At 46.1% G+C, this 25,336-nt stretch carries 21 protein-coding genes and 1 pseudogene; 14 read left to right on the forward strand and 8 right to left on the reverse strand.

Going from position 1 to position 25,336, the window contains the following annotated elements; all coding sequences use genetic code 11:
* Window positions 1–51: 51 nt before the first annotated feature.
* On the reverse strand, window positions 52–1,011 hold the full coding sequence (locus D8S93_RS09545) for an ornithine cyclodeaminase family protein (RefSeq protein ID WP_152812941.1): 960 nt from the start codon (window positions 1,009–1,011) through the stop codon (window positions 52–54).
* Between the two features lie 168 nt (window positions 1,012–1,179).
* Between D8S93_RS09545 and D8S93_RS09550 the strand changes: the two genes are divergently transcribed.
* The gene (locus tag D8S93_RS09550) at window positions 1,180–1,962 is read left to right on the forward strand and encodes an AraC family transcriptional regulator (RefSeq protein ID WP_319802976.1); all 783 of its coding nucleotides are present in this window, start codon (window positions 1,180–1,182) and stop codon (window positions 1,960–1,962) included.
* Between the two features lie 40 nt (window positions 1,963–2,002).
* Here the strand turns inward: D8S93_RS09550 and D8S93_RS25015 are convergent.
* From D8S93_RS25015 to D8S93_RS09585, 7 genes and pseudogenes are all read right to left on the reverse strand, one after another.
* A pseudogene (locus tag D8S93_RS25015) lies at window positions 2,003–2,089 on the reverse strand (transcription elongation factor GreB); the annotation flags it as partial.
* Window positions 2,090–2,329: 240 nt separating this feature from the next.
* A complete protein-coding gene (locus tag D8S93_RS09560; protein WP_012841209.1) occupies window positions 2,330–2,755 on the reverse strand; it encodes a phosphate-starvation-inducible protein PsiE in 426 nt (141 codons plus the stop codon).
* 166 nt (window positions 2,756–2,921) lie between these two features.
* The gene (locus tag D8S93_RS09565; RefSeq protein ID WP_005394930.1) at window positions 2,922–3,761 is read right to left on the reverse strand and encodes an ABC transporter ATP-binding protein; all 840 of its coding nucleotides are present in this window, start codon (window positions 3,759–3,761) and stop codon (window positions 2,922–2,924) included.
* A gap of 35 nt (window positions 3,762–3,796) precedes the next feature.
* On the reverse strand, window positions 3,797–4,654 hold the full coding sequence (locus D8S93_RS09570) for an ABC transporter ATP-binding protein (RefSeq protein WP_005394932.1): 858 nt from the start codon (window positions 4,652–4,654) through the stop codon (window positions 3,797–3,799).
* A 9-nt stretch (window positions 4,655–4,663) separates the two neighbouring features.
* Complete coding sequence (locus D8S93_RS09575) at window positions 4,664–6,490, reverse strand: extracellular solute-binding protein (protein WP_005394933.1); 1,827 nt, start codon at window positions 6,488–6,490, stop codon at window positions 4,664–4,666.
* A 38-nt stretch (window positions 6,491–6,528) separates the two neighbouring features.
* Window positions 6,529–7,572: an ABC transporter permease gene (locus tag D8S93_RS09580; protein ID WP_006741815.1), complete on the reverse strand. Its 1,044-nt coding sequence runs from the start codon at window positions 7,570–7,572 to the stop codon at window positions 6,529–6,531.
* A 1-nt stretch (window position 7,573) separates the two neighbouring features.
* A complete protein-coding gene (locus tag D8S93_RS09585; RefSeq protein WP_005394935.1) occupies window positions 7,574–8,599 on the reverse strand; it encodes an ABC transporter permease subunit in 1,026 nt (341 codons plus the stop codon).
* 820 nt (window positions 8,600–9,419) lie between these two features.
* Here D8S93_RS09585 and D8S93_RS09595 point away from each other — a divergent pair.
* From D8S93_RS09595 to D8S93_RS09655, 13 genes are all read left to right on the forward strand, one after another.
* Complete coding sequence (locus D8S93_RS09595; RefSeq protein WP_152812943.1) at window positions 9,420–12,020, forward strand: TonB-dependent receptor plug domain-containing protein; 2,601 nt, start codon at window positions 9,420–9,422, stop codon at window positions 12,018–12,020.
* A gap of 65 nt (window positions 12,021–12,085) precedes the next feature.
* A complete protein-coding gene (locus tag D8S93_RS09600) occupies window positions 12,086–12,850 on the forward strand; it encodes a DUF3450 domain-containing protein (protein WP_104971145.1) in 765 nt (254 codons plus the stop codon).
* Window positions 12,851–12,853: 3 nt separating this feature from the next.
* Window positions 12,854–14,215 (forward strand): MotA/TolQ/ExbB proton channel family protein, encoded by a 1,362-nt coding sequence (locus D8S93_RS09605; RefSeq protein ID WP_152812945.1) that lies wholly within the window; start codon window positions 12,854–12,856, stop codon window positions 14,213–14,215.
* A 9-nt stretch (window positions 14,216–14,224) separates the two neighbouring features.
* Window positions 14,225–14,752: a MotA/TolQ/ExbB proton channel family protein gene (locus tag D8S93_RS09610; RefSeq protein WP_005379363.1), complete on the forward strand. Its 528-nt coding sequence runs from the start codon at window positions 14,225–14,227 to the stop codon at window positions 14,750–14,752.
* A 25-nt stretch (window positions 14,753–14,777) separates the two neighbouring features.
* A complete protein-coding gene (locus D8S93_RS09615) occupies window positions 14,778–15,185 on the forward strand; it encodes an ExbD/TolR family protein (RefSeq protein WP_005379359.1) in 408 nt (135 codons plus the stop codon).
* A 4-nt stretch (window positions 15,186–15,189) separates the two neighbouring features.
* The gene (locus D8S93_RS09620) at window positions 15,190–15,819 is read left to right on the forward strand and encodes an energy transducer TonB (protein ID WP_152812947.1); all 630 of its coding nucleotides are present in this window, start codon (window positions 15,190–15,192) and stop codon (window positions 15,817–15,819) included.
* 9 nt (window positions 15,820–15,828) lie between these two features.
* Window positions 15,829–17,052, forward strand: coding sequence for a tetratricopeptide repeat protein (locus D8S93_RS09625; RefSeq protein ID WP_152812949.1), 1,224 nt, complete (start codon window positions 15,829–15,831; stop codon window positions 17,050–17,052).
* Window positions 17,053–17,337: 285 nt separating this feature from the next.
* Window positions 17,338–17,961 carry a guanylate kinase gene (gene gmk, locus D8S93_RS09630; protein ID WP_005394946.1) on the forward strand — a complete coding sequence of 208 codons (624 nt, stop codon included), beginning with the start codon at window positions 17,338–17,340 and terminating at the stop codon, window positions 17,959–17,961.
* 181 nt (window positions 17,962–18,142) lie between these two features.
* Window positions 18,143–18,415, forward strand: a complete 273-nt coding sequence (gene rpoZ, locus D8S93_RS09635; RefSeq protein WP_005379346.1) for a DNA-directed RNA polymerase subunit omega — start codon at window positions 18,143–18,145, stop codon at window positions 18,413–18,415.
* Between the two features lie 39 nt (window positions 18,416–18,454).
* Entirely contained in the window at window positions 18,455–20,575 is a 2,121-nt protein-coding gene (gene spoT / locus D8S93_RS09640; RefSeq protein ID WP_005379340.1) for a bifunctional GTP diphosphokinase/guanosine-3',5'-bis pyrophosphate 3'-pyrophosphohydrolase, read from the forward strand.
* A gap of 52 nt (window positions 20,576–20,627) precedes the next feature.
* Window positions 20,628–21,311 (forward strand): tRNA (guanosine(18)-2'-O)-methyltransferase TrmH, encoded by a 684-nt coding sequence (gene trmH / locus D8S93_RS09645; RefSeq protein ID WP_152812951.1) that lies wholly within the window; start codon window positions 20,628–20,630, stop codon window positions 21,309–21,311.
* Between the two features lie 252 nt (window positions 21,312–21,563).
* Window positions 21,564–23,645 (forward strand): ATP-dependent DNA helicase RecG, encoded by a 2,082-nt coding sequence (gene recG / locus D8S93_RS09650; protein WP_152812953.1) that lies wholly within the window; start codon window positions 21,564–21,566, stop codon window positions 23,643–23,645.
* 234 nt (window positions 23,646–23,879) lie between these two features.
* Complete coding sequence (locus tag D8S93_RS09655; protein WP_046874138.1) at window positions 23,880–25,268, forward strand: uracil-xanthine permease family protein; 1,389 nt, start codon at window positions 23,880–23,882, stop codon at window positions 25,266–25,268.
* Window positions 25,269–25,336: the final 68 nt, after the last annotated feature.

Here is a 25,336-nt window from a genome sequence, read left to right on the forward strand (position 1 = left end):
CCGCAAGCAGGGCAAAAGAAAAGCCAAGATATGCGTCGGCCTGATTACGATTTACGCACCCTGCACTGACTGATAAGCCAGAATCGCGCCCGCCAGATCTTCACGAGAGTCGCCAACCGATTTAAACAACGTGATCGCCGTTTCTGGTTCGTCGAGATCTGCACGTCCTGCATGTTGGCCACGACACAACACCGAAAAGTCCGCTAAAATCTTCTCTTCGGTAATCGCTCCGTCACGGATAGGCATGATCAACTCGCCCGTTTCAACCAGTGCCGCCGCCTTCACATCCACGAATACATTCGCTCTCTGTAACGCTTCGTTGTCGGTCTCGCGCATTGTCGGCGTAAAGCTCCCCACCAAGTCTAAGTGCGCGCCCGGCTTCAGCCACTCACCTTTAATGAGGGGCTCGGTTGAAAGCGTGGCACAGCTAATGAGATCGGCTTCGCGCGCGACCGTTTCCAGTTGCTCATCGGAGCATGCAATGGCATCAACGCCCTCATCACGCAATTCTGTAGCCAATTGCTCCGCCGCAGCCGGATTAATATCCCACACATGAACAGTTTCAATTGGACGTACACTCATATGGGCTGGTACTAGGCGTCGTGCAACGCGTCCTGCCCCAACCATCAACATTTTGCTGGCCGTTTCACGCGAGAGGTAACGAGAAGCCAGTGCCGAGGCCGCCGCAGTTCTGCGCGCGGTGAGCTCATTGCCATCGATCTGAGCCAGCATTTGCCCTGTCTGACCACAACTCAGTAAATAGTGACTGCTGAGTCCAGGTTGATTACGCGCAGAATTCCCCGGAAAGACATTCACCTGTTTTACGCCCAAGTACTCGCCTTCAATCCATGCCGGCATTAATAACAAGGTCGCGTTAGGGTCTTGCGGTACATTCATCGTGTGATGGTGACGAATAGGCGCCGTTACATCACGGGTAAAAATATCTTTTAAAGCGTCGACCAATGGTAGCCAAGCTAGTGCGTCGCGAACCTGTTGCTGGTTAAGTTGCATGTCATTCTTCCTTCCTTGTTAATATATTGTTATTTTATCTATTAATCGCGCCATTCATTTGCCCGAGACTCTGCGGTATTTAACCCAGACTCCGGAACTGAAAAACTTTGGGAAAGGAAAAGCTACATTGGGGAAACTAAGCGCGCAGATACAATTAGGAAACTCACTGTGAATCAAACTCAGATAAGAAGAAATGTTATTGCCAGACGCCAGGGCCAACACCTGCACAGCTACGCTCAGGTATTGTTAGGCTGGCGAGGCACAATGGCGTGCGAGTTTGAACGCGAAAGTGGGAATATAGGGCATGGTACAGTGGCGATAGTGCCCGACAATGCCCCCCATTTTTATAATGGCTTAAGTGAAGATAGTGAGTTATTAGTCATCGACTTAGCGCCGGCTGACCCTTACATCCAAGCGCTGGAACAAGCGTGTAACTTGTCATTAAAGGAATCGGTATTTCAGCAGCCTTACTTCCTAGACTTGGGGACAGAAAGTCAGATATTGCTGGATTTTGCTGCGCAGAAAATCAGTCAGGGGCAAATGTCACCACAGATAAACTGCCAGCTCGTGTCATTATTTTTAACGCAGCTTGGGCAAATGTCATCCAGTGTCACACCACCAGCCCCGCATCGTCGCTTAGAAGCCAGCCATTTGAATACGTATATCGATCAAAACATTTCGACGGCGTTAACCAATGCTCAGCTAGCTCAGGCGATGCACCTCAGCGAAAGCCATTTTTACTGCTTATGCCAAAGGCAGTTTGGAGTGACACCACAAAAATACGTGATGCAGAGACGCATGCAAAAAGCACAATTTTTGCTGCGTAACAGCCATATGCCTATGACAGAACTTGCCGCCGAAGTCGGGTTTGCGCAGCTGTCGAGTTTTTCTCGTGCCTACAAACGCAGCTTTCAGCACTCGCCTAGTGACGTACGCCGAAAGTCGCGCTAAACGTATGCACTAGGCCTAACTACAGGCTGAACAACGTCATTTATGAGTAGCGAATGGCGTTCACAAACCACTCTTTGTAACCTTCTGGGGTTTTGACGCTAAACTCCTCGTCGACTTCTATTTTTAGTCTTAGACCCCTCATGGGCATTGCCCCTGTATATCTATCCATGAACAGGCCACCAGCATTAACAATGCAGTTTTCTAGTGTCCAAACTGATTCAAAAAGTCTTCAAATATGAATAAAAAGCTTAATGTTTTGTTTTTTTTAATAAAAACACACGCTCAAAAAGACAGTTCCAAAATATTGAATGATCCAAAAGTCATCGAGTATTGAAACAAAAAAGCCCCGCTAGTGCGGGGCTTTCTTTTATTCATCTTTTTCCAAGGTTCTGTTATCAACGTAGGGCCAATAATGATGCCCGACTCTGATGAGCAACGTTGCCGCAGCTAAGATAAACGCTGCCAGAGATAACCACACAACCAAAACCGCATCCAGTTCTTTCATTCCTAGTGTGATATAGCGGGCGATCGCCATCATCGCGATATAGATAGGATAGCGTACCGGAATTTTTCCGTTCATCACGAACTGCTGCACCATGGCGAGCACTTCCAGATAGATAAACATCAAAAGAATATCCGTGAGTAAGACACGCTTCTCTACAAATACGTGCACAAACTCTTGCATCATGGCGTACAGCGTCGCCAAGGTAATAGAGACTAATAATACCGCCTCCAAAATATGGAAGATTTTCAGGAACGGTCGACTAAAGGATTTCGGTAAATTCGACGGCATGGTCCATTATCCAGACAAATAAGATAGGCCTTGAGTTTAGCATGCAACGATCTTCAATCAATCATAATACTCAAGCGCCAATCGACACCAAGACCTAACATAAGCCTATAAAAACGCTCCGCTTATTTGGCGGAGCGTTTTTGTGTTATAGGACCTGTGGCATCACTTACGCCACTTGCTGCTTTTTTTCAGCCAGGCGCTTTTTCTTCCGATATTTAGGGTGGGTGATCGGAATCGCAGATAGGAGTTTCTTGGTGTACTCATTTTGCGGGTTTGCATAAATTTCTTTCGCGCTGCCTGCTTCTACCACTTTACCAAAATACATCACGGCAACTTTGTCAGAGACGTGTTTCACCACAGAGAGATCGTGAGAGATAAAGATGATCGCCAAGTTCATCTCTTGTTGCAGTTGTAGTAATAGGTTCAAGATTTGTGCCTGTACCGATACATCTAGCGCAGATACCGATTCGTCACAAATCAGTAATTTAGGCTTCAATGCAATCGCACGAGCAATACCGATACGCTGACGTTGGCCGCCTGAAAACTCATGTGGATAGCGGTTGACTGCCGTTTCTGGCAAGCCCACTTTGATTAAAAGCTCTTTTACCCACTGTTTGCGCTCGGCTGGCGTACCGATTTTATGAATAACAAACGGTTCTTCTAGAATCATACCGATGGTATGACGCTGATTGAGTGATTCCATTGGGTCTTGAAAGACGATTTGCATGTCTTTACGCAGCGATCGCATCTCTTTGACAGACAGTTTAGTGATGTCTTTACCTTCAAAGAAAATCTTACCTTCCGTTGGCTCGTATAACTTTAAGATCGTGCGCCCAAGGGTGCTTTTACCACAACCTGACTCACCAACTAGTCCCAGTGTTTCACCTTCAGAAACAGACAGTGAAACCCCGTCTACCGCTTTGATGGTGTAGCCTTTCTTGAACAGCCCTTTACCAGAAACAAAGTGCTGCTTAAGATTTTCAATTCTTAATACTTCTTTTGCCATAACATCCTCTTTTATGACTCGTTCACTTTGCCCAGTTAACTGGCAAACATACTGGCATCAATAGGCTTGATATCGATCATCTGCTTCGGCTCATTATCTAAGCTCGGCATCAATCCCATTAAACGCTCTGTGTATGGGTGCTGTGGGTTATCAAACAACTCAAAAATTTCTGCTTTTTCGACAATACGCCCACCATACATCACGGCAACATCATCACACACTTCTGCCACAACCCCGAGGTCGTGAGTGATGAAGATCATCGCCATGCCTGTTTCTTCCTGAAGCTCATTCATCAGTTCAAGGATAGACGCCTGAACCGTAACATCCAACGCCGTAGTCGGTTCATCACAAATCAGAATGTCCGGCTTACAGGCCAACGCCATCGCGATCATTACACGCTGGCGCATACCGCCAGATAGGTTATGGGGATACTCATTCAATCGTTTCTCTGGCATTGGGATTTTGACTTTTGCCAGCATCTCGATCGAGAAAGCCTCCCGCTCCTTTTTGTCGAGCTCTGGTCGATGGAGTTCAAGCACTTCACATATTTGACGACCAATAGTGTGTACTGGATTGAGCGCCGTCATCGGATCTTGGAAGATGATCGAAATGCGATCGCCACGCATGGCGTACATCTCTTCCGCAGGCAAATCAACTAGGTTGGTGCCGCGATAATTCACTTCACCTTTGATGATGTTGCCATATGGCTTAGGTAAAAGCCCCATGATCGACATTGAGGTTACGCTCTTACCACTGCCTGACTCTCCCACCAGACCGAGTGTACGTCCAGCTCTCACATCAAAGTTCACACCATGCAGCACCTTCACTGGTCCATCATCGGTGGTGAATTCAACTTCGAGATCTTTAACACTTAGGATTACATCGTTTTCCATAACCAATCCTTACAGCTTATAAGTGTCATCTACGACGACGACAGGTTCAAAAGCTTTGCCTGATTTCATCGCTTGTTTGGTTTCTTTCTTGATATCGCTATCAATCCAGTAAGTGCCATCCCCTATGATGCCACCACTGAACAACGCCTCTGTCATGCGATTCATTGGCTTATCAGGAAACTTTAGCCAGCGCCAGTGACCGTAGCGGACATAAGGAATCATGTAGCCTGTTACGATAACGTGCGCATCAATGATGTCACGCTGAATCTCATGACCTAGCTGGATCTTTTTATCCATATCCATGCTAAAACGATACTCGATGATCTTTTCATCCAGCTCTGGCGTGCTGTAGTTTGTGAAAGAGTTAGTTTGCGGCTTGTTCGCATTGACTGAATGGAAGTACTCCCAATACGTTGGGATCTCGGACGTACCCATATCTAAGAAAGCCAAATCGTGCTTTTTCTCACGGACGTATTTGAACATGGATGAGCCATCAACCAACTTGAGCTCAATATCCAACCCTGCTAGCTTGGCTTGCTCACGCAAAAAAGCAATACGAGGAGTATGAACAGGTGTTCCGTAGGTCAGCTCGAAGCTTAAACGCTCACCTTTATCATTGACACGAATACCATCGGAACCAATTTTGTTAAAGCCTGCGGCTTCGAATGCCTCGGCCGCTTTGGCTGGGTCAAATTTCGGTGCTTTCGCGTCTGGTAGGGTGTATTTACCATGGCCATAACCCGTCGGGTTTGGCTTACGGGAGTAGTCACCACGCATGATGTTCTCGATCATGCCATCAAAATCAATTGCGTAGGTAATGCCCTTGCGAACGTTTAAATCATCCAGTAAAGGCATCGCGGTGTTCATCCATACGCCGCCCGCACCGACTGGAAATTGGTTGTAACCCCAGAACTTTTGAATGTAGCCTTTTTGGTACGGTTCTGTGTTCGATTTATCGTGCCATAGACTTGGCAGAACCAGACCAAATGCATCCAACTTACCCTTTTCAAAATGCTTCATCGCAATATCGCTATCGCGGATCACCGTGATGCGAATCTTGTCGACATTGTAGCGATTTTGGTAGTACTTATTGCTGTAACCCCACCAATCTTCGCCAACATGTTTGAAAGTCACGCTTCTACCTTTTTTGATATCATCTAGGTAGTACGCACTGGTCGTTGGTTCACTCTTAAAGTTGTAGTAACGGACAAAGTTGTCGTGAATACCATCACCATTTTCATCCTTTGAAGGGTTGGCATAAAAGTGTGCGGGACGTGGGCGTAAAGCCCCCATTCTTAGCAACAATTCTTCCGGATTGAACTCTTTCGCGGCCTTAACAGCAAACGTATGAGCGTCGTACTTAATAACGTCCGCAATGGTTTTGTTGTAATAATCGTTGTACCAAGGTTCTAGGATATCCTTAGAACGATAAAACTTAAGCATGAATACAAAATCGTCGGCAGTCACAGGCTTGCCGTCCGACCATTTGGCTTCTGGATTGAGTTTGAAATAAACGGTTTTATTGTCGCCAGCTAACGCCCACTCATTAGCAAGTTCAGGGATGAACTCTAAAGTGTCTGGGTGGCGAACCACCAATCCAGGGGTTTCATCCAAGATAAAGGAACGCAACCCCGCATTAGCGTCTGGGCCAACACTACGTAACGTCTGTGGAAAACTTGACATGAAGGTGCGATAGGTCCCTCCACGTTTCGCTTCAGGCGAACCATATTGAGGCTCATCCCAGTTTGTTTGCCAGTTTAAGTCAGTCGGAAGCGTTGCTGACATTGCACCAAAACTCAGGGCGCTCAGCGTGGACGCTAAAAATAATTTCTTCATAAAACTTCCCTTTTTTATGTTTTGCTCACAATGCTCGCTTAAACATAGCGTGTGAATTTTTTCGGGTCGAAAGCCGCTCGAATGGCTTCACCAATAAAGGTCACCATTACCAACACGAGTACAATTGACGTCACCACTGAGGCAACAATCCATGGCGAGTCTAAGTTTGACTTACCTTGTTGTAGCAGCTCACCCCAACTTGGCGTTGGTGGCATCAAGCCTAAGCCTAGATAATCCAAAGCGGTCAGCGCAGTGATGTTTGCTGCAATAGTGAACGGCGCCAATGTCACGATCATCACCATCGTATTCGGTAGGATGTGATTAAACAAAATACGTCCCGTCGATGCCCCTAAAGCACGTGCCGCCATTACGTATTCTCGTGCAGCTTCTTTATAAGTCATGGTCCGCATGTACCATGTCATCCCCATCCAAGTGAAAAGCACGTTAATAGCGACAAAGAGAGCGAACGTCGGTTGAACGATTGAGACAAGAATCATAATGACGTACAAAAACGGCACCATTGACCAGATTTCGATAAGTCGCTGTACAAACAAGTCAAATTTACCGCCCCAAAAACCCATAGCACAACCAACTGCGGTACCAATCGCGTAGGAAATTGCCATAGTGAGCAACGCAAATCCCATTGCCGTTCTAAAGCCGTAGACAAGTCGCGCCAAAATATCGCGACCTATCACATCTGTACCTAAATAATGTTTGTTTTCGGCACTAGGCGCTGTTGGCGGGAAATCACCACTAAAATCTTGTTCATATGGGTTCCATGGCACAAGCGGCAAAATAACAAAGTTGTCGCCCCCTTCGGCCTCAAACGCTTTTTGCAGTACGCGATAATCCGCTTCGCTGGATGACTCTTGGCCAAATTCACTGCCTAAACGAACATCACTGACAACAGGAAAATAGTAGCTACCATCGTACTTGACGACTAGCGCTTTACTATTAATCAGAAGTTCAGCAAAGAGCGACAAGATCAACATGATTGAGAGAATGACAAACGACCAATAGCCTCGTTTGATCTCTTTAAAGTGGCGAATTTTCTTTTGAGTTAATGGACTAACTTTAATCATGTTACGCTCCAAACTTCACACGTGGGTCGACTAAAGCAACACAAATATCTGAAATAATGTTACCAATGAGCAGCAACAGCGCATTAATGGCGACAATACCCATAACAACAGGGTAATCACGCTCCATGATTGATTCGTAACCCAATAAACCAATGCCATCAATATTGAAGATAACTTCAATCAGGAAGGCACCGGTCATGAAGAACAACAAAGAGTTACCAAAGTGACTCGCGATTGGAATTAAGCTGTTACGCAACGCGTGCTTACGAACCGCCTTTTTGAAAGGTAAGCCCTTCGCGATAGCTGTACGGATATAGTCTGAAGAAAGGTTTTCCATCAGGTTGTTTTTCATCGTCATTGTCAGTGTTGCAAAGTCGCCAATGAGGTAACAGATTAAAGGCAACACCGCGTGCCACATGATGTCCTTGGCGCGTTCAAAGAAAGTTTCGTAATCGTCGAAGTCATCGCCGACAAAGCCTCCCATCGGAAACCATTCCAAGTGATAACTAAATAGCGTGATGAGCAATACACCCACCACATAGCCAGGCAAGGCATAGCCCACAAAGATGAGTATTGAAGAAGCGGAATCAAACACAGAGCCGTGCTTGAGCGCCTTGTAATAACCAAGAGGGATCGAGATAAAATAACTGATAAAAAAGGTCATGCCGCCATAAAATAACGACACAGGTAAACGCTCTGCAATCATGTCAGAGACAGGCTCGTAGTAACGTGTTGACTCACCAAGGTCTAGCACGACCAAGCGACTTAGCCACTCCACATACGCTTCTGTCACTGGCTTATCCAGACCGTAAAACGCATTTAGCTCAGCGATTTGATCATCAGAAAGGGCGGTATTGCCACCAGCAGACGTCATTGATGCGGCACCATCCCCTTGAGACTGCATTTGTGACAACATGCGTTCAACAGGTCCGCCCGGCACGAAACGAGTGATAGCAAAGATAAGAATAGTTATCCCGAGAAACGTTGGTATCACCAACGCCAAACGGCGTAAAAAGTACGACAGCATATACAACTTGCTCCTTGTCTACTGTCCAGTTCAGGCGGAGTGAAAGAGGAAGTTCCCCGCCCAAAGTGGTGCATATTTATCTCGTAGTAACTAAAACTGTTGAAACACACTCCCTGCGTTTCAAGAACCAGACTTTTCTACTACTGCAATAATTTCAGCGTCATATTTATCTTGAATCCACATCAGCTTCAAGTGTTTGAAACCAAAACATGACAAACTTCCTCCGAAGTCGAAAAACAGAAATGTTTTTGTAAAAAATTATAAAAAACCACAAAAATAATTCACACAGAATATCAATCTAGGCTGTTTAGAGCCAAAACCCTACATAAAAATGCAAATACATGGAATAAATAGACATATCCACCACATGTATATTTGACCTAAAAATACGAGTGAGCCCTTTTACAGCAATGGGTATCATATTTTGATACCACCCTATAAGTTCGAGTCACCAAAGTATGGATTCGATATAAAACTCATCTCAGAACAATTCACTGGAAAAATATCTTTTTTCAGATTCAATTACCCACTAAAAAACCATAGGCAAGATAAGTCATTAAAGTTTATAAGAAACACAAAATACGGTGTTTTATTGAAATTTGATGTCGCCTTGGTAAGGCTATTTAGTTTTTTATTCCGCGTTTTAAACCAACCCTGGTTATTTACATCTTTTTTACATTTAAGCATCCCCGTTTACCACTGGTTTGACTTCCTTTTTTCATCTCGGTTATACATTGGCCGAACGTTAACGAAATATTAACGTCACAATTGGCCGCTATGCGGCCAGACATAGGAAATAATAATAATCGGAGCAACAAGGATGTATAAAAACACAACCGCTTTATCTGTTGCGATAAGCCTTGCGTTAGGGACAGCAGCAGTCGTAGCCCCAGCAACAGCACTGGCAGAAGAGCAACAAGTTGAAAAACTTCAAAAGATGAAAGTTACTGGTTCGCGTATCTCCACGACGGATATGGAAGGTCCTTCACCAGTTACTGTTATTAATAGTAAAGATATTGAATCTAAAGGTTTTAACAGCGCGCAAGACGTGTTGAACAGTTTGACTCAAAACACCGGTGGTGTAATGGCTCAAACGAACTCTTTCTCATTCACACCTGCAGCACAGTCAGTCAACTTACGTGGTCTTGGCGCTTCACGCACATTGATTCTTATCGATGGTCGTCGCCTTCCTCAATACCCACTGGCTCAAGATGGCACATCTAACTTCCAAGACATTGGTCAAATCCCTGTTGCCGCTATCGAGCGTGTTGAAGTAATGACTGATTCAGGTTCCGCTATCTACGGCTCCGACGCGATCGGCGGTGTCGTAAACTTCATTTTAAAGAAAGACTTTGATGGCGTTTCTGTAAAAGTACGTGCGGGTGACGCAACAGATGGTGGCTACCAAAATGGCCGTTTAGACGTTGTTGCCGGTAAAGATTTTGACGATAAACGTATTCTCTTCGTTGGCCAATTTGCGGGCAACGAAATGCTTAAGCAATCTGACCGAGATGATTGGGCTGGCGATGACGGTTCTAGCCGTTCTCAGCTAAGTGGTTACTCTAGCTACGGTGCAAACTTTGAAGGCGCAAACGGAACACTTCTAACACCAGCTGATGCTGGTTCTTCATGTAAAGAAGTCGTTGGTGATGCCGCTATTGAACGAGCGGATGGCAAGTGTGGTGTTAACCGCTCTGCATACCGAACGTTGAAACCAGAAAATAAACAAGTAGACCTGCTTTTACGTGGTGAAATGGACATTAACTACAATGTCACTGCCATGGCAGAAGCCCGTTTTGGCTACAAGTCTACAGAATCTGAATTCGAACCTAACCCTTACAGCGTAGAAGTTGATGCCACTCACTTCCGCGGCGAAGGTGAATACACTCGCCGTATGGTCGAATTTGGCCCACGCGAAAGTAACACTGAAGCCGATTCTTTTGGCTTAACCTTAGGCTTGAACGGCCTGCTTGCTGATACGTATGATTGGGACCTATCAGCTGGTTACTCTGAGCAAAGCGTTGAAACAAGCAACCCAGCAATCTTCCTAACTCTTGATCAAGCCGTACAAAATGGCGATGTCGATCTTCTAGGGCCTATCTCTCAAGACGTTGTAAACAAATACAGCGGCACATCAAGCAAAGAAGCCTACTCAAAGCTTTACTCTGTTAACGGCTCACTGGCTGGTGATTTGGTTGAACTGCCTGCTGGTATGTCTGGCTTTGCTGTTTATGGTGAATGGAACCGTACTGACTACAATGAAACGATTGATGCGACAACAGCAGCTGGTGGTTTCTCTGGTCTAGGCGGAACATCAGGTGGCGGTGACCGTGATCAGATTGGTCTTGGTGTCGAAGCCCTAATTCCTATCATTGAAGATTTGGAAATGACTGTCGCTGGTCGTTATGACCACTACTTCGACGACTCGGCAACAGGCGGAGCCTTCACTCCTAAAGTAGCACTAGCATACCGTCCTACTGACACTCTATTGCTTCGTGGTAGCTACGGTCTAGGTTTCCGAGCTCCTGACTTGAAACGACTATTTGGCGATCAAACTCGAGGCTTTGGTTCTGGTTTTGACCCTGTGCTTTGTGCCAACGCTGGTGGTAGCGGCCCACAAGATAAAGATAAGTACCCAGAGTGTGATACTCAATACTTCGATACGCTTAACGGCCCTAACTCTGAGCTGAAAGAAGAAACAAGTACAAACATTAACTTGGGTCTAGCTTGGGAACCTGTGGATGACCTTGGCGTAACCGTTGACTGGTACCACATCAAGATGGAAGACGTCGTAACAGCACCAACTTACCAAGACGTAATTAACGATCCAGGTAAATACCCAGGCACAGAAGTAGTTCGTAATACAGACGGTACAATCAAGTCCGTATCTTACGGCCCAGTCAACCAGTCATATGAAGAGCGTTCTGGTGTTGACCTTGCTGTGAAATATGCTTACGACACTAATGAGTTCGGTTCATTCAATACGCGCGTAGCTGTAACTAAGATCTTGATTGCTGAATATCAAGAAAACGACAGTGAGCCAGTAACGGATGAAAGAGATTTCATGCCTGAATACACCGCAACGTTAAACCTTGGCTGGGCATACGAAGATGTCGCTATCAACCTATTTGGTAAATACCGTGACCGTATGTGTTCAAGCTATGCGAACCGTTACTACTTTGATGACTGTGACTCTGCTAAGAAAGCTGGTTACAAAGCAGAAATCGCGAGCATGACAACATGGAACCTAACGGCTTCTTACCAATTCAACGAGAGTGGTCGTGTAACTCTTGGTGCTATCAACATGTTTGACAAGGTACCGCCTGCCGATCCTCTAAATGATACCTCTCCATTCTATGCAACTGGATATGACGATCCAATCGGCCGTCAGCTTTACATCGAGGCATCATACGACTTCTAAAAAATATTTGGCGCGGGTTTTCCGCGCCCTTTTCGACTGACTAAAACACTGACAAGGATGCAACCATGAAATTCAAGGAATTTGGTCTCAGTGCCATAGCTGCAGCATTGCTTACTATCAGTAGTAGCTCTGTAGCGGCCAACTCTGGTGCTGTCGTTTCCACACAAGCAAAAGCAAATCAATCTTCAGAAGCTTCGCAACAAAAAATCGACAACTATGCCGAAAGCACTGAAGGCATGTTGGCAGAATACAAAGGCTTACTTCGTCAAATCGACAGTATGAAAGTCTACAACGAGCAAATTAACCGTATGGTTCAATCGCAGCAAGGCGAGTTGGACTCATTAAATAACCAAATTGCTCAAATCGATCAAACGGCAACAGAAGTGGTGCCACTTACATTAAAAATGATCGATGCACTCGACGAATTTGTGACTCTCGATCTGCCTTTCCAGAAAAAAGAGCGTAATAAGCGAGTTCAAGAACTGCGTCGTCTCATGGATCGCGCCGACGTAACAACTTCAGAGAAATTCCGTAAAGTGATGGAAGCGTACCAAATTGAAGAAGGCTTCTCTCGCTCAATCGAATCTTACAAAGCTAGCCTAGACCGAAATGGTGAAACCGTGACTTACGATTTCCTACGTATTGGTCGCACAGCACTTCTATTCCAATCTCCAGACGGTGGTGAGACAGGTATGTGGAACCAACAAACACGTCAATGGGAAACATTACCAGAAAGCTACCGCATCGCGGTACAGCAAGGCCTTCGTATCGCGAAGAAGCAAGCGCCACCAGCGCTAATCAAACTGCCTGTATTTGCTGGGGAGGAATAAGAGATGAAAGGATTCAAAACGCTAGCCGCTGGCCTACTAGCGAGCTTATTTATGGTTTCTGGCGTACAAGCAGATGCGCCTAAAAACTTATCTGAACTACTTAAAAACGTAAAATCAGAAAGCATCGTTGAGTCGAAAGAGAACAAAGCCCGTGAAGCTGAGTTCAAGAACAATCGCGATAAGCAAGCGGCATTATTGCAACAAGCTCGCGAAGAGTTAGCTGCGCAGCAAGCACTGGGCGATCAACTTAAAGCAACATTTGATGAAAACGATAAGCAGCTAACTGAACTAACAGAAACCCTACGTGTTCGCTCTGGTACTTTGGGCGAAATGTTTGGTGTGGTCCGCCAGTATGCGGGAGAGTTTAAGGGCTTATTTGCAGCCTCTCAAAACGCTGTTCAGTTCCCAGAGCGTGACGCTCTACTAACGAAACTGGCTGAAAGTAAAGAACTGCCGTCAACACAAGAGCTAGAAGCTTTCTGGCATACCATTCTCCAACAAGTGGTTGCTTCTGGCGAAACTGCAACAACCCAAGCAACGGTTGTTTATGGCGAAGGTAAAGAAGCGGTTCGCGATGTCACTCTTGTCGGTGAATTTAACGCGATTGCCGATGGTAAGTACGTTACTTATGTACCTCAAACAGGTAAGTTCGAAGAACTCTCTCGACAGCCTCGCACCAATATTACACGTCATGTTGCAGGATTTGAGTCAGCGTCAAACAGCTATGAGCCACTGTTTATTGACCCATCCCGTGGTGTAATTCTGTCTCTACTTGTACAAAGCCCTACCGTTCAAGAACGTATTGATCAAGGTGGCATTGTAGGTTACGTCATCCTTGGTATGGGTGCAGTTGGCGCTATCATTGCTCTTGTTTGCTTCCTACGCCTTCAAGTGATTGGCGGTAAAATGCGTAAGCAAGCGAAATCAGAAACCGTGATTCCTGGCAACCCATTGGGTGAAGTTATCCAAGCTTACCAAGAGCACAAAGGTGACAACCTTGAAGATCTGGAAGCGAAGCTGGACGAAATCATTCTACGTAATGCTCCAAGCATTGAGCGCTTCATCAGCTCAATCAAGCTTTTTGCTTCTGTAGCTCCTCTACTTGGTCTACTGGGTACGGTAATGGGTATGATCGGCACATTCCAAGCCATTACTCTGTTCGGTACCGGCGATCCTAAACTGATGGCTGGCGGTATTTCTGAAGCTCTTGTTACCACTATGCTAGGTCTGGTTGTCGCAATTCCATTGCTGTTCCTTTACACCATCGTACACAGCAAAGGTCGTCGTTTGGTTCAAACTCTTGAAGAACAGAGTGCAGGCTTCATCGCTCGCTATCAGGAAAAACTGCATAAAGCCGAAAGCTAAGGAGGCGTTATGTGGTGGTTAGTTGGAGAACTTGAATCAATTAGGCGCTTCTTGGGAATGGGTGGCGATGTACTCGTCGCCATCTTCATCCTCAGCTTTATGCTGTGGGCAGTATTGTTAGAACGTTGGTTCTATTTTGCTGCCGTCGCTCCAAAAGCCATGAAAAAAGCCGTTGGCTCATGGCAAGGACGCTCAGAGCATCAAAGTTGGAACGCTAAGATGATCCGACAAGAAATCGTTTCTCGTCAGGATATTGAGAATAAAAAGGGACTACCAATCGTGAAAGTATTGATTGCACTTTGTCCCCTACTGGGTCTACTCGGCACCGTTGTCGGCATGATCCAAGTATTCGACATATTAGCGGTAACAGGAACAGGAAGCCCTCGAGCAATGGCCTCGGGGATCTCAAAGGCAACAATCCCAACTTTAGCCGGGATGGTGGCTTCTCTATCAGGACTGTTCTTTAGTTCACGTCTTGATCATTTAGCCAAAGTCACAACGCAAAAGCTGGAAGATAAGCTAAAGCATATTGCCTGAGTAAATGGAATTAGAGGTATAGGTCATGAAAAGACGCTATAGCAGTGATAGCAGTGATGAAACCGCTATCGATATGACACCGATGCTCGACATCGTATTTATCATGTTGATCTTCTTTATCGTAACAACATCGTTCGTAAAAGAAGCAGGTCTGGAAGTAAACCGTCCGACGGCAAGCTCAGCGCAAACCGTTAAGAAAGGTAACATCATGGTCGCAGTTGGTGCGGCGGGTGATGTTTGGGTTGATAAACGCCGCATCGAAGTGGACGCGGTTCGCGCGAACATTGAACGTCTTCGAGCAGAAAGTCCTGATGGCGCAGTTGTTATCCAAGCCGACACTGAAGCAAATGCTGGCGTAGTCGTGAAGGTTATGGACCAGATCAAAATGGCAGGTGTAGAAAGCATCTCCATTGCCGCAACCAATAAGGATTAAGCTTATGCGGTATCTGGCCTCAATTGCACTGGCGCTCATTGTCTCCCTCGGGTTGTTCTGGGGGATGGACAAGCTAGTAAACAAAGAGCGCCACGAGTTAGTGTCGAATGATGACCTGCGTATGGTCGAGTTTATTCGCATTAAACCAGAAGAAAAAATACAGGAGAAAAAACGCGAACTTCCAAAACCACCACCACCTAAGCGTCCGCCGCCGCCAGAAATGAAAGTGACAGCGACAGTAAAACCGGTGATGGAGCAGACCCCAATGGATATGCCAAAACTTGACCTACCCGTAAATGTTACAGGTGGCTCGGTGCTTGGACATTATAGCCAGGGTGGAGGTGCACAATTAGCGGGTAGCGGAGGTCCGACCCCTCTTGCAACATTCCAGCCTCAAATGCCTAGAAAGGCTGCGAAAGCAGGAATTGAAAAAGGGGTTGTCTTACTAGAGTTTACTGTAAATGCACGTGGTGCCGTAGAGGACATCAAAGTTCTTAAAGAGCAACCACGACGCTTAGGCCTCGGTCGAGCGGCAAGAAAAACAGTCTCTAAATGGACATTTAAACCAAAATTGGTTGACGGGAAACCTGTTAGCTCGCGCCTATCGCAAGAAATAGAGTTCTCAACCAATTAAGGAGTCACGATGAAAAGTTTATGGAAAAGCAAAGTGGCTTCTTTAATTCTCTTCGCAGGAGTGGCATTTGCCGCTCCTACGATGGCAAAAGAAGCTCCTCAGTTATCAGATCGGACATTTCGAACCGTCAACAAAGTGCAAGAGTTGATCGCAACTGAAAAATATTCAGCGGCGAAAGAAAAACTAGCAAGCGCTTTAGAAAGCACAAGTTCGAAAAAATACGACCGAGCAGTTTTACTTCAGCAAACGGGCTTTTTGTATTCGCTACAAGACAATTATGTGCAAGCCGCGAAATACTTTGCCGAAGCATTAAAGCTCGATGCGCTTCCCGTTCCAGTCGCTCAACAAGTTCGCTACAGCTTGGCTCAACTTTACCTAGCTGAAGAGAAGTACACGTTGTCTGTGAAAACGATGAAGGAATGGTTCAAAGTTGCAGAAACAACCAAAGAGAAGCCTCAAGCTCATGCTTATATCACGTTAGCAAGCGCTTATGTCCAGTTGGAAGATTACAGAAATGCAATCCCACCAACCCAAAAAGCAATTGCGATGAGCAAGAGCCCAAGTGAGTCTTGGTACTTAATTCTCGTTGCCTCTCACTACGAGTTAGGACAGCTGAAAAGCGTTGCCAGTGTGCTTAAAACCCTTACTTCAAAGTACCCTCAGAAAAAGCGTTACTGGATGCAACTTTCTGGCGTTTATATGGAGTTGGGTCAAGAGCAAAACTCTTTAGCAACCTTAGAAATGGTTTACAAAATGGGGAAACTGGAAGGAGAGAAAGAGTACTTACGTTTTGTAAACTTCTTAGCTTACCAAGGTATTCCATATAAAGCGGCCAAAACTCTTGAGAAGGAGATGGCATCTGGAAACATTGAAAAGACGAAGGAAAACTATGATCGCTTGGCCAGCTTCTGGCAGCAAGCTAAAGAGCTAGATAAATCGATTCTCGCTTATAAAAAGTCATATAACATCGCTCCTTCTGCTAAAACGCAAATTCAGATTGCTCGCTTAATGGTACAAGACAAGCAGTATTCTGAAGCGACTCGCTTTGTAGAAAACGCAGCATCGAATGCCTCTAAAGAGCAAAAGGCAGAACTTGAATACATTCGCGGAATGGCCTATTTCGAGCTTAAGCAGCCACAAAAGGCCTTACAGGCAATGAAAGGCGCGGCTCAATCGCCAAAATTTAGGTCTACCGTTAGCCCTTGGATAAATTTCCTAGAATCCCAAGGATAATTTGAAGATTAAGTGTGAGTCAGTCGCACGCCTGGGGAAGTGAAAGCTTCCCCTTTTTTCGTTTGTTTGTGCGCACGCGAGCTCTTTTCAACATTTAAGTAAGACGAAAAGATCAACTGGTAACAAAATAGAGATCATGATACTCTTCGCCTCCATTTTTCTGGCGGGATTATCACCAATATCCATCCCTTTGGTGGTTGATTTATCATTGCCAGTGCTATCGTTAAAAGAATGTCGGACTTTCCTTCGGCACTCAATCAATCCAATCAAAAGTGGAACAGTACAATGGGCAAAGGTACTCTCTATATCGTATCTGCACCTAGCGGCGCAGGTAAATCTAGCTTGATCTCAGCGATGTTGGAACGCAATCCAACCTACGCAATGAAAGTGTCTGTGTCTCATACCACGCGTAACATGCGACCTGGTGAAGAAAATGGTGTCCACTACCATTTTGTAGCGAAAGATGAGTTTGAAGCCCTGATCGCTAAAGGTGATTTCCTAGAATACGCTGAAGTGTTTGGTAATTATTACGGCACCTCTCGTGTGTGGATTGAAGAAACGCTAAATAAAGGTATCGACGTTTTTCTAGATATCGACTGGCAAGGCGCACGCCAAATCCGTGAGCAAATGCCTGAAGCCAAAAGCATCTTCATCCTGCCACCATCAAACGGTGAGCTAGAGCGTCGCTTGAACACTCGTGGTCAAGATAGCGATGAAGTGATCGCAAAACGTATGGCTGAAGCCAAGTCAGAAATCTCTCATTACAGCGAATACGACTACGTGATCGTAAACGACGATTTTGATACCGCTTTGATGGACTTTAAAGCCATCTTGCGTGCAGAGAGATTGAAGGAAGAAAAGCAAGCTGCTAAATATAAAGGTATGCTTGACGCGTTGTTAGCAGAGTAACTTCAAAAAAGTCACGCTGTAAAACATAAAGAATTTTTCGTTTTTTGCTCAGTGCGAAAAACACAATAAACTACCTGAGAAAGTCCACAAACGGTGGCTTGTCTAATTGCTAGTAAATAAAGTAGTTAGGTTGTATACTTTCTCGTCATTCTAAAATTTTAGTTAACTATTTGGAGTCCTCATGGCACGCGTAACTGTTCAAGACGCTGTTGAAAAAGTTGGCAACCGTTTCGACCTAGTACTGATTGCGGCTCGCCGCGCTCGTCAAATGCAAACTGGCGGTAAAGATGCACTAGTGCCAGAAGAGAACGATAAGCCAACGGTTATCGCTCTACGCGAAATCGAAGAAGGTTTAATTACTAAAGAAGTTCTAGACGCTCGTGAACGTCAAGAACAGCAAGAGCAAGAAGCGGCAGAGCTAGCGGCAGTAAGCAGCATCGCTCACAACCGTTAATTCTGACTTTAGAATTCAACAACCTCCCGGGCCTATAATTTGTATCTATTCGATAGCCTCAAAGACGTTGCCCAAGAATACCTAACAGAGCCTCAGATTGAGGCTCTGCGTCAATCTTATGTGGTAGCGAGAGATGCCCATGAAGGGCAAACCCGCTCTAGCGGTGAACCATACATCATCCACCCTGTCGCTGTGGCTCGTATCTTGGCCGAAATGCGCCTTGATATCGAAACCCTCCAAGCTGCTTTGCTGCATGACGTCATTGAAGACTGTGATGTAACTAAAGAAGATCTCGAAGAGAAATTCGGCAACACTGTCGCAGAATTGGTTGATGGTGTATCTAAACTGGACAAACTCAAATTCCGCGATAGGAAAGAGGCTCAGGCCGAGAACTTTCGTAAGATGGTTCTGGCCATGGTGCAAGATATCCGCGTCATTCTGATCAAACTGGCTGACCGCACGCACAACATGCGTACGCTTGGCGCGCTTCGACCAGATAAAAAGCGTCGTATTGCTCGTGAAACGTTAGAGATTTACGCGCCACTCGCTCATCGTCTTGGTATTCACAATATCAAAACCGAACTCGAAGAGCTGGGCTTTGAAGCGCTATATCCCAACCGCTACCGCGTACTAAAAGAAGTGGTAAAAGCGGCACGCGGCAATCGTAAAGAGATGATCCAACGTATTCACAGCGAAATAGAAGGCCGTCTGCAAGATTTCGGCTTGAATGCTCGCGTCGTTGGTCGTGAGAAAAACCTGTTCTCTATCTACAACAAGATGAAAACCAAAGAACAGCGCTTTCACACCATCATGGATATCTATGCGTTCCGAGTCGTTGTTGATACCGCTGATACTTGTTATCGCGTTTTAGGCCAAGTACACAGCTTGTATAAGCCACGTCCTGGTCGCATGAAAGATTACATCGCGGTACCAAAGGCGAACGGCTACCAATCGCTACACACTTCCATGGTTGGCCCACACGGCGTACCTGTTGAAGTTCAGATCCGTACTGAAGATATGGATCAAATGGCGGACAAAGGTGTTGCGGCGCACTGGTCTTATAAAGACAAAGGCGACAAGTCTGGCACCACTGCGCAAGTGAAAGCTCAGCGTTGGATGCAAAGCCTGTTAGAGCTACAACAAAGCGCGGGTAACTCATTCGAATTCATTGAAAACGTAAAATCCGATCTTTTCCCAGATGAGATTTACGTCTTCACACCAAAAGGTCGTATCGTTGAATTACCTTTAGGTGCAACGGCTGTCGACTTTGCCTATGCCGTACATACCGATGTAGGCAACTCTTGTGTTGGTGCTCGTGTTGACCGTAACCCTTACCCATTGAGTAAGGCATTGAAAAACGGTCAGACGGTGGAAATTATCAGTGCCCCTGGTGCGCGTCCGAATGCGGCATGGCTGAACTATGTCGTGACTTCTCGTGCCCGCACTAAGATTCGACAAGTACTGAAAACGATGCGTCGTGAAGAGTCGATTACTTTAGGTCGTCGCCTACTTAATCACGCACTTGGCCGTCACTCGATTGATTCAATTTATCCAGAAAATATCCAAGAAGTCTTGAATGATCTTCGCCTAGAAAGCATCGATGATTTATTGGCTGCTATTGGATTGGGTGAGTTGATGAGCATTGTGATCGCACGTCGTCTCCTTGGTGACACCGAAGAGCTCACGACAACAAGCTCAATCCCAACGGACTCGAAGAAGAAGCTTCCGATTCGTGGCGCAGAAGGCTTATTGCTGACGTTTGCAAATTGTTGTCATCCTATCCCAGATGATCACATTATTGCTCACGTATCGCCTGGTCGTGGTTTAGTGGTTCACCGAGAAACATGTCCGAACGTTCGTGGTTATCAGAAAGAGCCAGATCGTTATATGGCTGTCGCTTGGTCTGAAGACTACGATAAAGAGTTCATTGCTGAACTTAAAGTCGACATGCTTAACAACCAAGGTGCTCTTGCAGAACTGACCAACGTGATCTCGAAAACAGGGTCAAACATTCATGGTCTTTCAACGGAAGAACGTGATGGTCGTTTGTACACTGTGACTGTGTTGTTGACGACGAAAGATCGCGTCCACCTTGCTGGCATCATGCGTAAGATTAAGGCAATGCCTCAAGCAACCCGAGTCAGACGCAGAAAGAACTAACCTCTATCGCCACCTACTCTGTTAGGTGGCGATTTTTTATACCTCAATAAATATGAACCTAGAACGTTACAACCGCATTCACCAAGTCCTAAAAACTCGCCAAACTGATCTGACACTTTGTCTCGAAGAAGTGCATAAGCCAAACAACGTTTCTGCCGTGATCCGCACCGCTGACGCGACAGGTTTACACAAAGTTCATGCCATTTGGCCTGATAAAATGCGTACGCTGAGCCATACCTCAGCAGGCGCGCGTAACTGGGTTGAAGTGGATACTCACGATTCGATTGAAACTGCGATTACCGAACTTAAAGCGCAAGGTATGCAGGTTTTGGTGACCAACCTTTCGGACACCGCCGTAGACTTTCGCGAAATCGACTACACCAAACCAACGGCAATCATTTTAGGCAGCGAAAAAGTTGGCGCTTCAGAGCAAGCCAAACAACTTGCCGATCAAGACATAATTATCCCGATGGTAGGCATGGTGCAGTCACTAAACGTATCGGTTGCCAGTGCTGTAATTTTGTATGAAGCGCAACGTCAACGTGAAGCCGCAGGCATGTACGACCGAGAAGAAAGCGCTCTACCTAAAGAAGCAATCAACCGTATTCTCTTTGAACGTGGTCACCCAGTGCTGGCAAAAGTCGCGAAACGAAAAGGACTCGCTTACCCGCCACTCGATGACGAAGGCCAAATCATCGCCGATGATGCGTGGTGGCAAGAGATGCAAAGCAAGTAACAGGCTTTCGTCATCCTGAACAGCGACGAAGGAGCGTGATTCAGGATCTAATTCCCGAGTGTGCTGATGCTGATAGTGTTAACTTCAACGACATACTTGTTGGAAATAGATTCCTGATGTCGCTAGGCTCCTCGGAATGACAGGTTATCAGTCAAATCATGACACTAACTAAAGCATGACTATTTTTTCCTGTACAAAAACACAGCTCCATGGTTAACATACTGCTATGTTAACCATTTTCTTGAGCCCTCTATGTCCGCCCAAATGTTATCTGCCGTCCCATTAACCTCCCTTTCTGGGGTTGGCGCGAAAGTCGCAGAAAAACTCGCCAAAGTTGGCTTACATAGCGTTCAAAATTTGCTGTTTCATCTTCCACTGCGCTACGAAGATCGTACCCGTATTTATCCTATTGCTAAACTTCATGCCGGCCTTTGGGCGGCCGTGCAAGGCAAGGTCATGGCAGTCGACACCATCTTCGGTAAGCGCAAAATGCTAACGGTAAAAATCAGCGACGGTAATGGCACTATCACGCTGCGCTTTTTCAACTTTACCGCAGCCATGAAGAACAATTTCACGCAAGGTAAGTTAGTACATGCTTACGGTGAAATTAAGCGCGGTGGCATGGGCTTGGAAATTGTTCATCCTGACTACAAGTTTTACGTCAGCGAGCAAAAGCCCGATGTAGAACAGAGCTTAACCCCTGTTTATCCCACTACAGATGGTTTACGCCAAATCACATTGCGCAACCTTACCGAACAAGCTTTAGCGCTGCTTGATAAAACCGCAGTGCAGGAATTACTTCCAGCCGGGCTGTATAACCATCAAATCACGATGTCGCAAGCGCTGCACACCATTCATCGCCCACCACCAACCATTAATTTAGATGAGTTTGACGAAGGCAAACATCCTGCCCAAATCCGCTTGATCATGGAAGAGTTGCTCGCACAAAACTTATCGATGCTGGCGGTGCGTAGCAAAGGCCAGAAGGATTCAGCGTTACCTCTCGGCCCTTGCAATAAACTAAAAACGCAGCTTTTAGCCCAACTGCCTTTCTCTCCTACGAACGCTCAAACCCGAGTAGTACAAGAGATTGAAACCGATTTAGAAAAACCCCACCCAATGATGCGCCTAGTGCAAGGTGATGTGGGATCGGGGAAGACGTTGGTTGCCGCTCTGGCCGCCGTTCGTGCCATTGAGCACGGCTATCAGGTGGCACTCATGGCACCAACCGAACTATTGGCTGAGCAACACGCGATCAACTTCGCCAACTGGTTTGAAACAATGGGCATTCAAGTCGGTTGGTTAGCGGGCAAACTCAAAGGTAAGGCAAAGGAAGCCGAACTGGCTCGCATTGCCAGTGGTGAAGCACAAATGGTAGTGGGTACTCACGCGCTATTCCAAGAGCACGTTGAATTTCATCACCTTGCTTTGGTCATCATTGATGAACAGCACCGCTTCGGTGTCCATCAGCGATTAGAATTGCGTGAAAAAGGTGCAAAGCAAGGCGCTTATCCTCATCAGTTGATCATGACGGCAACGCCTATTCCTCGCACCTTAGCGATGACCGCTTACGCCGATCTGGAAACTTCCGTGATTGACGAACTGCCTCCGGGTCGAACGCCGATTCAAACCGTCGCCATTCCTGACACAAAACGTGACGACATCGTCGAGCGTGTCCGAAATGCCTGCTTAAACGAAGGTAAGCAGGCATATTGGGTGTGTACTCTGATTGATGAGTCGGAAGTATTAGAAGCGCAAGCCGCGGCAGATACCGCTGAAGAGCTTCAACGTAAGCTACCGGACGTAAAAATTGGTCTAGTACACGGCCGAATGAAGCCGACAGAGAAACAAGCGGTGATGCAAGACTTCAAAGACAACAAGCTTCACCTACTTGTAGCGACAACCGTGATAGAGGTGGGCGTAGACGTGCCAAACTCTAGCTTGATGATCATCGAAAACCCCGAACGTCTTGGTTTGGCACAATTACACCAGCTAAGAGGTCGCGTGGGCCGAGGCTCCGTTGCTAGCCATTGTGTGCTGCTGTACCACTCTCCACTGTCAAAAACCGCGCAAAAACGTCTCGGAGTACTACGTGAAAGTAACGATGGTTTCGTCATTGCACAAAAAGACTTAGAGATTCGTGGCCCGGGCGAACTCTTGGGTACAAAGCAGACTGGTCTTGCTGATTTCAAAATTGCAGACTTAGTTCGAGATCAACGTCTGATTCCCGAAGTTCAGCGTATTGCGCGTCATATTCATGACAATTACCCGACTAACGCAACAGCGATTATCGATCGCTGGTTGGGTGAGCGGGATATTTACTCCAAAGCGTAATGATTGAAAGCGAGCCAAATGGCTCGTTTTTTAATACGCTAAAAACCAAAGCAATCGTTTGCTTTTTAGATAAATCTCTCTATAATCGCGCACAAATTTTTTAAGTGTGTTGAATCACACTCCACCAACCTGAGTTGACTCTGATTAACAGCAATCACAGGTAACGACGTCAACTCCACCCTGCTCTCCCATTCAGCGAGATCTGGGAATATATTGCGACTAGCGAGACAAACAATGACAACTTCAAACCGATCTTCGGAACTGGTTTATCAACTCAATGATCGACCACCTTTGCCTCAAACCATTTTTGCCGCACTTCAGCACTTATTGGCGATGTTCGTCGCGGTTATCACTCCGTCACTGATCATCTGTCAGTCTTTGGGTGTACCAGCAGACCAAACGAATACCATCATCAGCATGTCTTTATTTGCGTCAGGCGTGTCTTCGTTTATTCAAATTCGCACCTTTGGCCCAATTGGCTCTGGTTTACTCTCTGTTCAAGGCACCAGCTTTAACTTTTTAGGTCCTATTATTGGTGCAGGCCTATCGCTGAAAGCAGGTGGAGCAGACATCAGCACCATGATGGCAGCCATTTTTGGTACGATTTTAGTGGCATCATTTGCAGAGATTTTCCTATCTCGCGTATTAGAGCATGCCCGTCGCATTATCACTCCGCTCGTTTCAGGCATTGTCGTCACTCTTATCGGTCTCACACTGATTCAGGTCGGCTTAGTATCAATGGGCGGTGGCTACGCAGCATTAAATGAAGGCACATTCGGCAGCTTAGACAAACTGGCGCTCGCTGGAACGGTACTTGGCTTAATTGTGATATTAAACCGCTCGAAAAACCCATACATCCGTGTGGCTTCGATTGTGATTGCGATGCTGGTAGGCTACATCATGGCGTATTTTATGGGAATGGTAGATACTTCTCAGCTAGGCACAACCGAGATCGTAGCACTGCCCGTACCAATGCAATATGGCTTATCGTTTGACTGGTCTCTGTTCATTCCGCTGGTACTGATTTTCTTTATTACCGCACTAGAAGCCATCGGCGATATTACCGCCACATCCGAAGTGTCTGGCGAGCCAGTAAAAGGCCCTGTGTACATGAAACGCATTAAGGGGGGTGTACTAGCAGACGGCTTAAACTCTGCAATCGCAGCCGTGTTTAACAGTTTCCCGAACTCCACCTTTAGCCAGAATAACGGCATCATTATGCTAACAGGGGTTGCGAGCCGTTACGTGGGTTACTTTATTTCTGGCATGTTAGTGATTCTTGGCTTGTTTCCTGGTGTCGCTAGCTTTGTTCAGCTGATTCCTGAGCCAGTACTTGGCGGCGCAACGATTGTCATGTTTGGTACGATTGCAGCCGCTGGTGTGCGTATTATCTCTCGTGTTGAGCTCGATCGCCGCGCAATTCTGATCATGGCCTTATCCTTCTCAATGGGGCTTGGTATCGCGCAAAAACCAGAGATTCTGCAATTCATGCCAGAATTTATTAAAAGTATTTTCTCCACTGGCGTTGCTGCAGGTGGTATCACAGCGATCATTTTAAACCTACTTCTGCCAGAGAAACTGGAAGACGAAGATGAACTTCCTCAAGAAGTGAAAGAGTCTTAATAAGATTGTAGAGAAAAGCAAAGCCCAACCTGTTTAGGTTGGGCTTTTTGTTTTAAATGGTACAGTCA

This window comes from Vibrio sp. VGrn 2, assembly GCF_009361695.1.
Lineage (GTDB): Bacteria > Pseudomonadota > Gammaproteobacteria > Enterobacterales > Vibrionaceae > Vibrio > Vibrio diabolicus.

Excerpts from the sequence above, each read along its gene's own strand:
- D8S93_RS09545 (WP_152812941.1), bottom strand. The coding sequence starts at position 1,011 with ATGCAACTTAACCAGCAACAGGTTCGCGACGCACTAGCTTGGCTACCA.
- D8S93_RS09560 (WP_012841209.1), bottom strand. The coding sequence starts at position 2,755 with ATGCCGTCGAATTTACCGAAATCCTTTAGTCGACCGTTCCTGAAAATC.
- D8S93_RS09565 (WP_005394930.1), bottom strand. The coding sequence starts at position 3,761 with ATGGCAAAAGAAGTATTAAGAATTGAAAATCTTAAGCAGCACTTTGTT.
- D8S93_RS09570 (WP_005394932.1), bottom strand. The coding sequence starts at position 4,654 with ATGGAAAACGATGTAATCCTAAGTGTTAAAGATCTCGAAGTTGAATTC.
- D8S93_RS09575 (WP_005394933.1), bottom strand. The coding sequence starts at position 6,490 with ATGAAGAAATTATTTTTAGCGTCCACGCTGAGCGCCCTGAGTTTTGGT.
- D8S93_RS09580 (WP_006741815.1), bottom strand. The coding sequence starts at position 7,572 with ATGATTAAAGTTAGTCCATTAACTCAAAAGAAAATTCGCCACTTTAAA.
- D8S93_RS09585 (WP_005394935.1), bottom strand. The coding sequence starts at position 8,599 with ATGCTGTCGTACTTTTTACGCCGTTTGGCGTTGGTGATACCAACGTTT.
- D8S93_RS09595 (WP_152812943.1), top strand. The coding sequence starts at position 9,420 with ATGTATAAAAACACAACCGCTTTATCTGTTGCGATAAGCCTTGCGTTA.
- D8S93_RS09600 (WP_104971145.1), top strand. The coding sequence starts at position 12,086 with ATGAAATTCAAGGAATTTGGTCTCAGTGCCATAGCTGCAGCATTGCTT.
- D8S93_RS09605 (WP_152812945.1), top strand. The coding sequence starts at position 12,854 with ATGAAAGGATTCAAAACGCTAGCCGCTGGCCTACTAGCGAGCTTATTT.
- D8S93_RS09610 (WP_005379363.1), top strand. The coding sequence starts at position 14,225 with ATGTGGTGGTTAGTTGGAGAACTTGAATCAATTAGGCGCTTCTTGGGA.
- D8S93_RS09615 (WP_005379359.1), top strand. The coding sequence starts at position 14,778 with ATGAAAAGACGCTATAGCAGTGATAGCAGTGATGAAACCGCTATCGAT.
- D8S93_RS09620 (WP_152812947.1), top strand. The coding sequence starts at position 15,190 with ATGCGGTATCTGGCCTCAATTGCACTGGCGCTCATTGTCTCCCTCGGG.
- D8S93_RS09625 (WP_152812949.1), top strand. The coding sequence starts at position 15,829 with ATGAAAAGTTTATGGAAAAGCAAAGTGGCTTCTTTAATTCTCTTCGCA.
- gmk (WP_005394946.1), top strand. The coding sequence starts at position 17,338 with ATGGGCAAAGGTACTCTCTATATCGTATCTGCACCTAGCGGCGCAGGT.
- rpoZ (WP_005379346.1), top strand. The coding sequence starts at position 18,143 with ATGGCACGCGTAACTGTTCAAGACGCTGTTGAAAAAGTTGGCAACCGT.
- trmH (WP_152812951.1), top strand. The coding sequence starts at position 20,628 with ATGAACCTAGAACGTTACAACCGCATTCACCAAGTCCTAAAAACTCGC.
- recG (WP_152812953.1), top strand. The coding sequence starts at position 21,564 with ATGTCCGCCCAAATGTTATCTGCCGTCCCATTAACCTCCCTTTCTGGG.
- D8S93_RS09655 (WP_046874138.1), top strand. The coding sequence starts at position 23,880 with ATGACAACTTCAAACCGATCTTCGGAACTGGTTTATCAACTCAATGAT.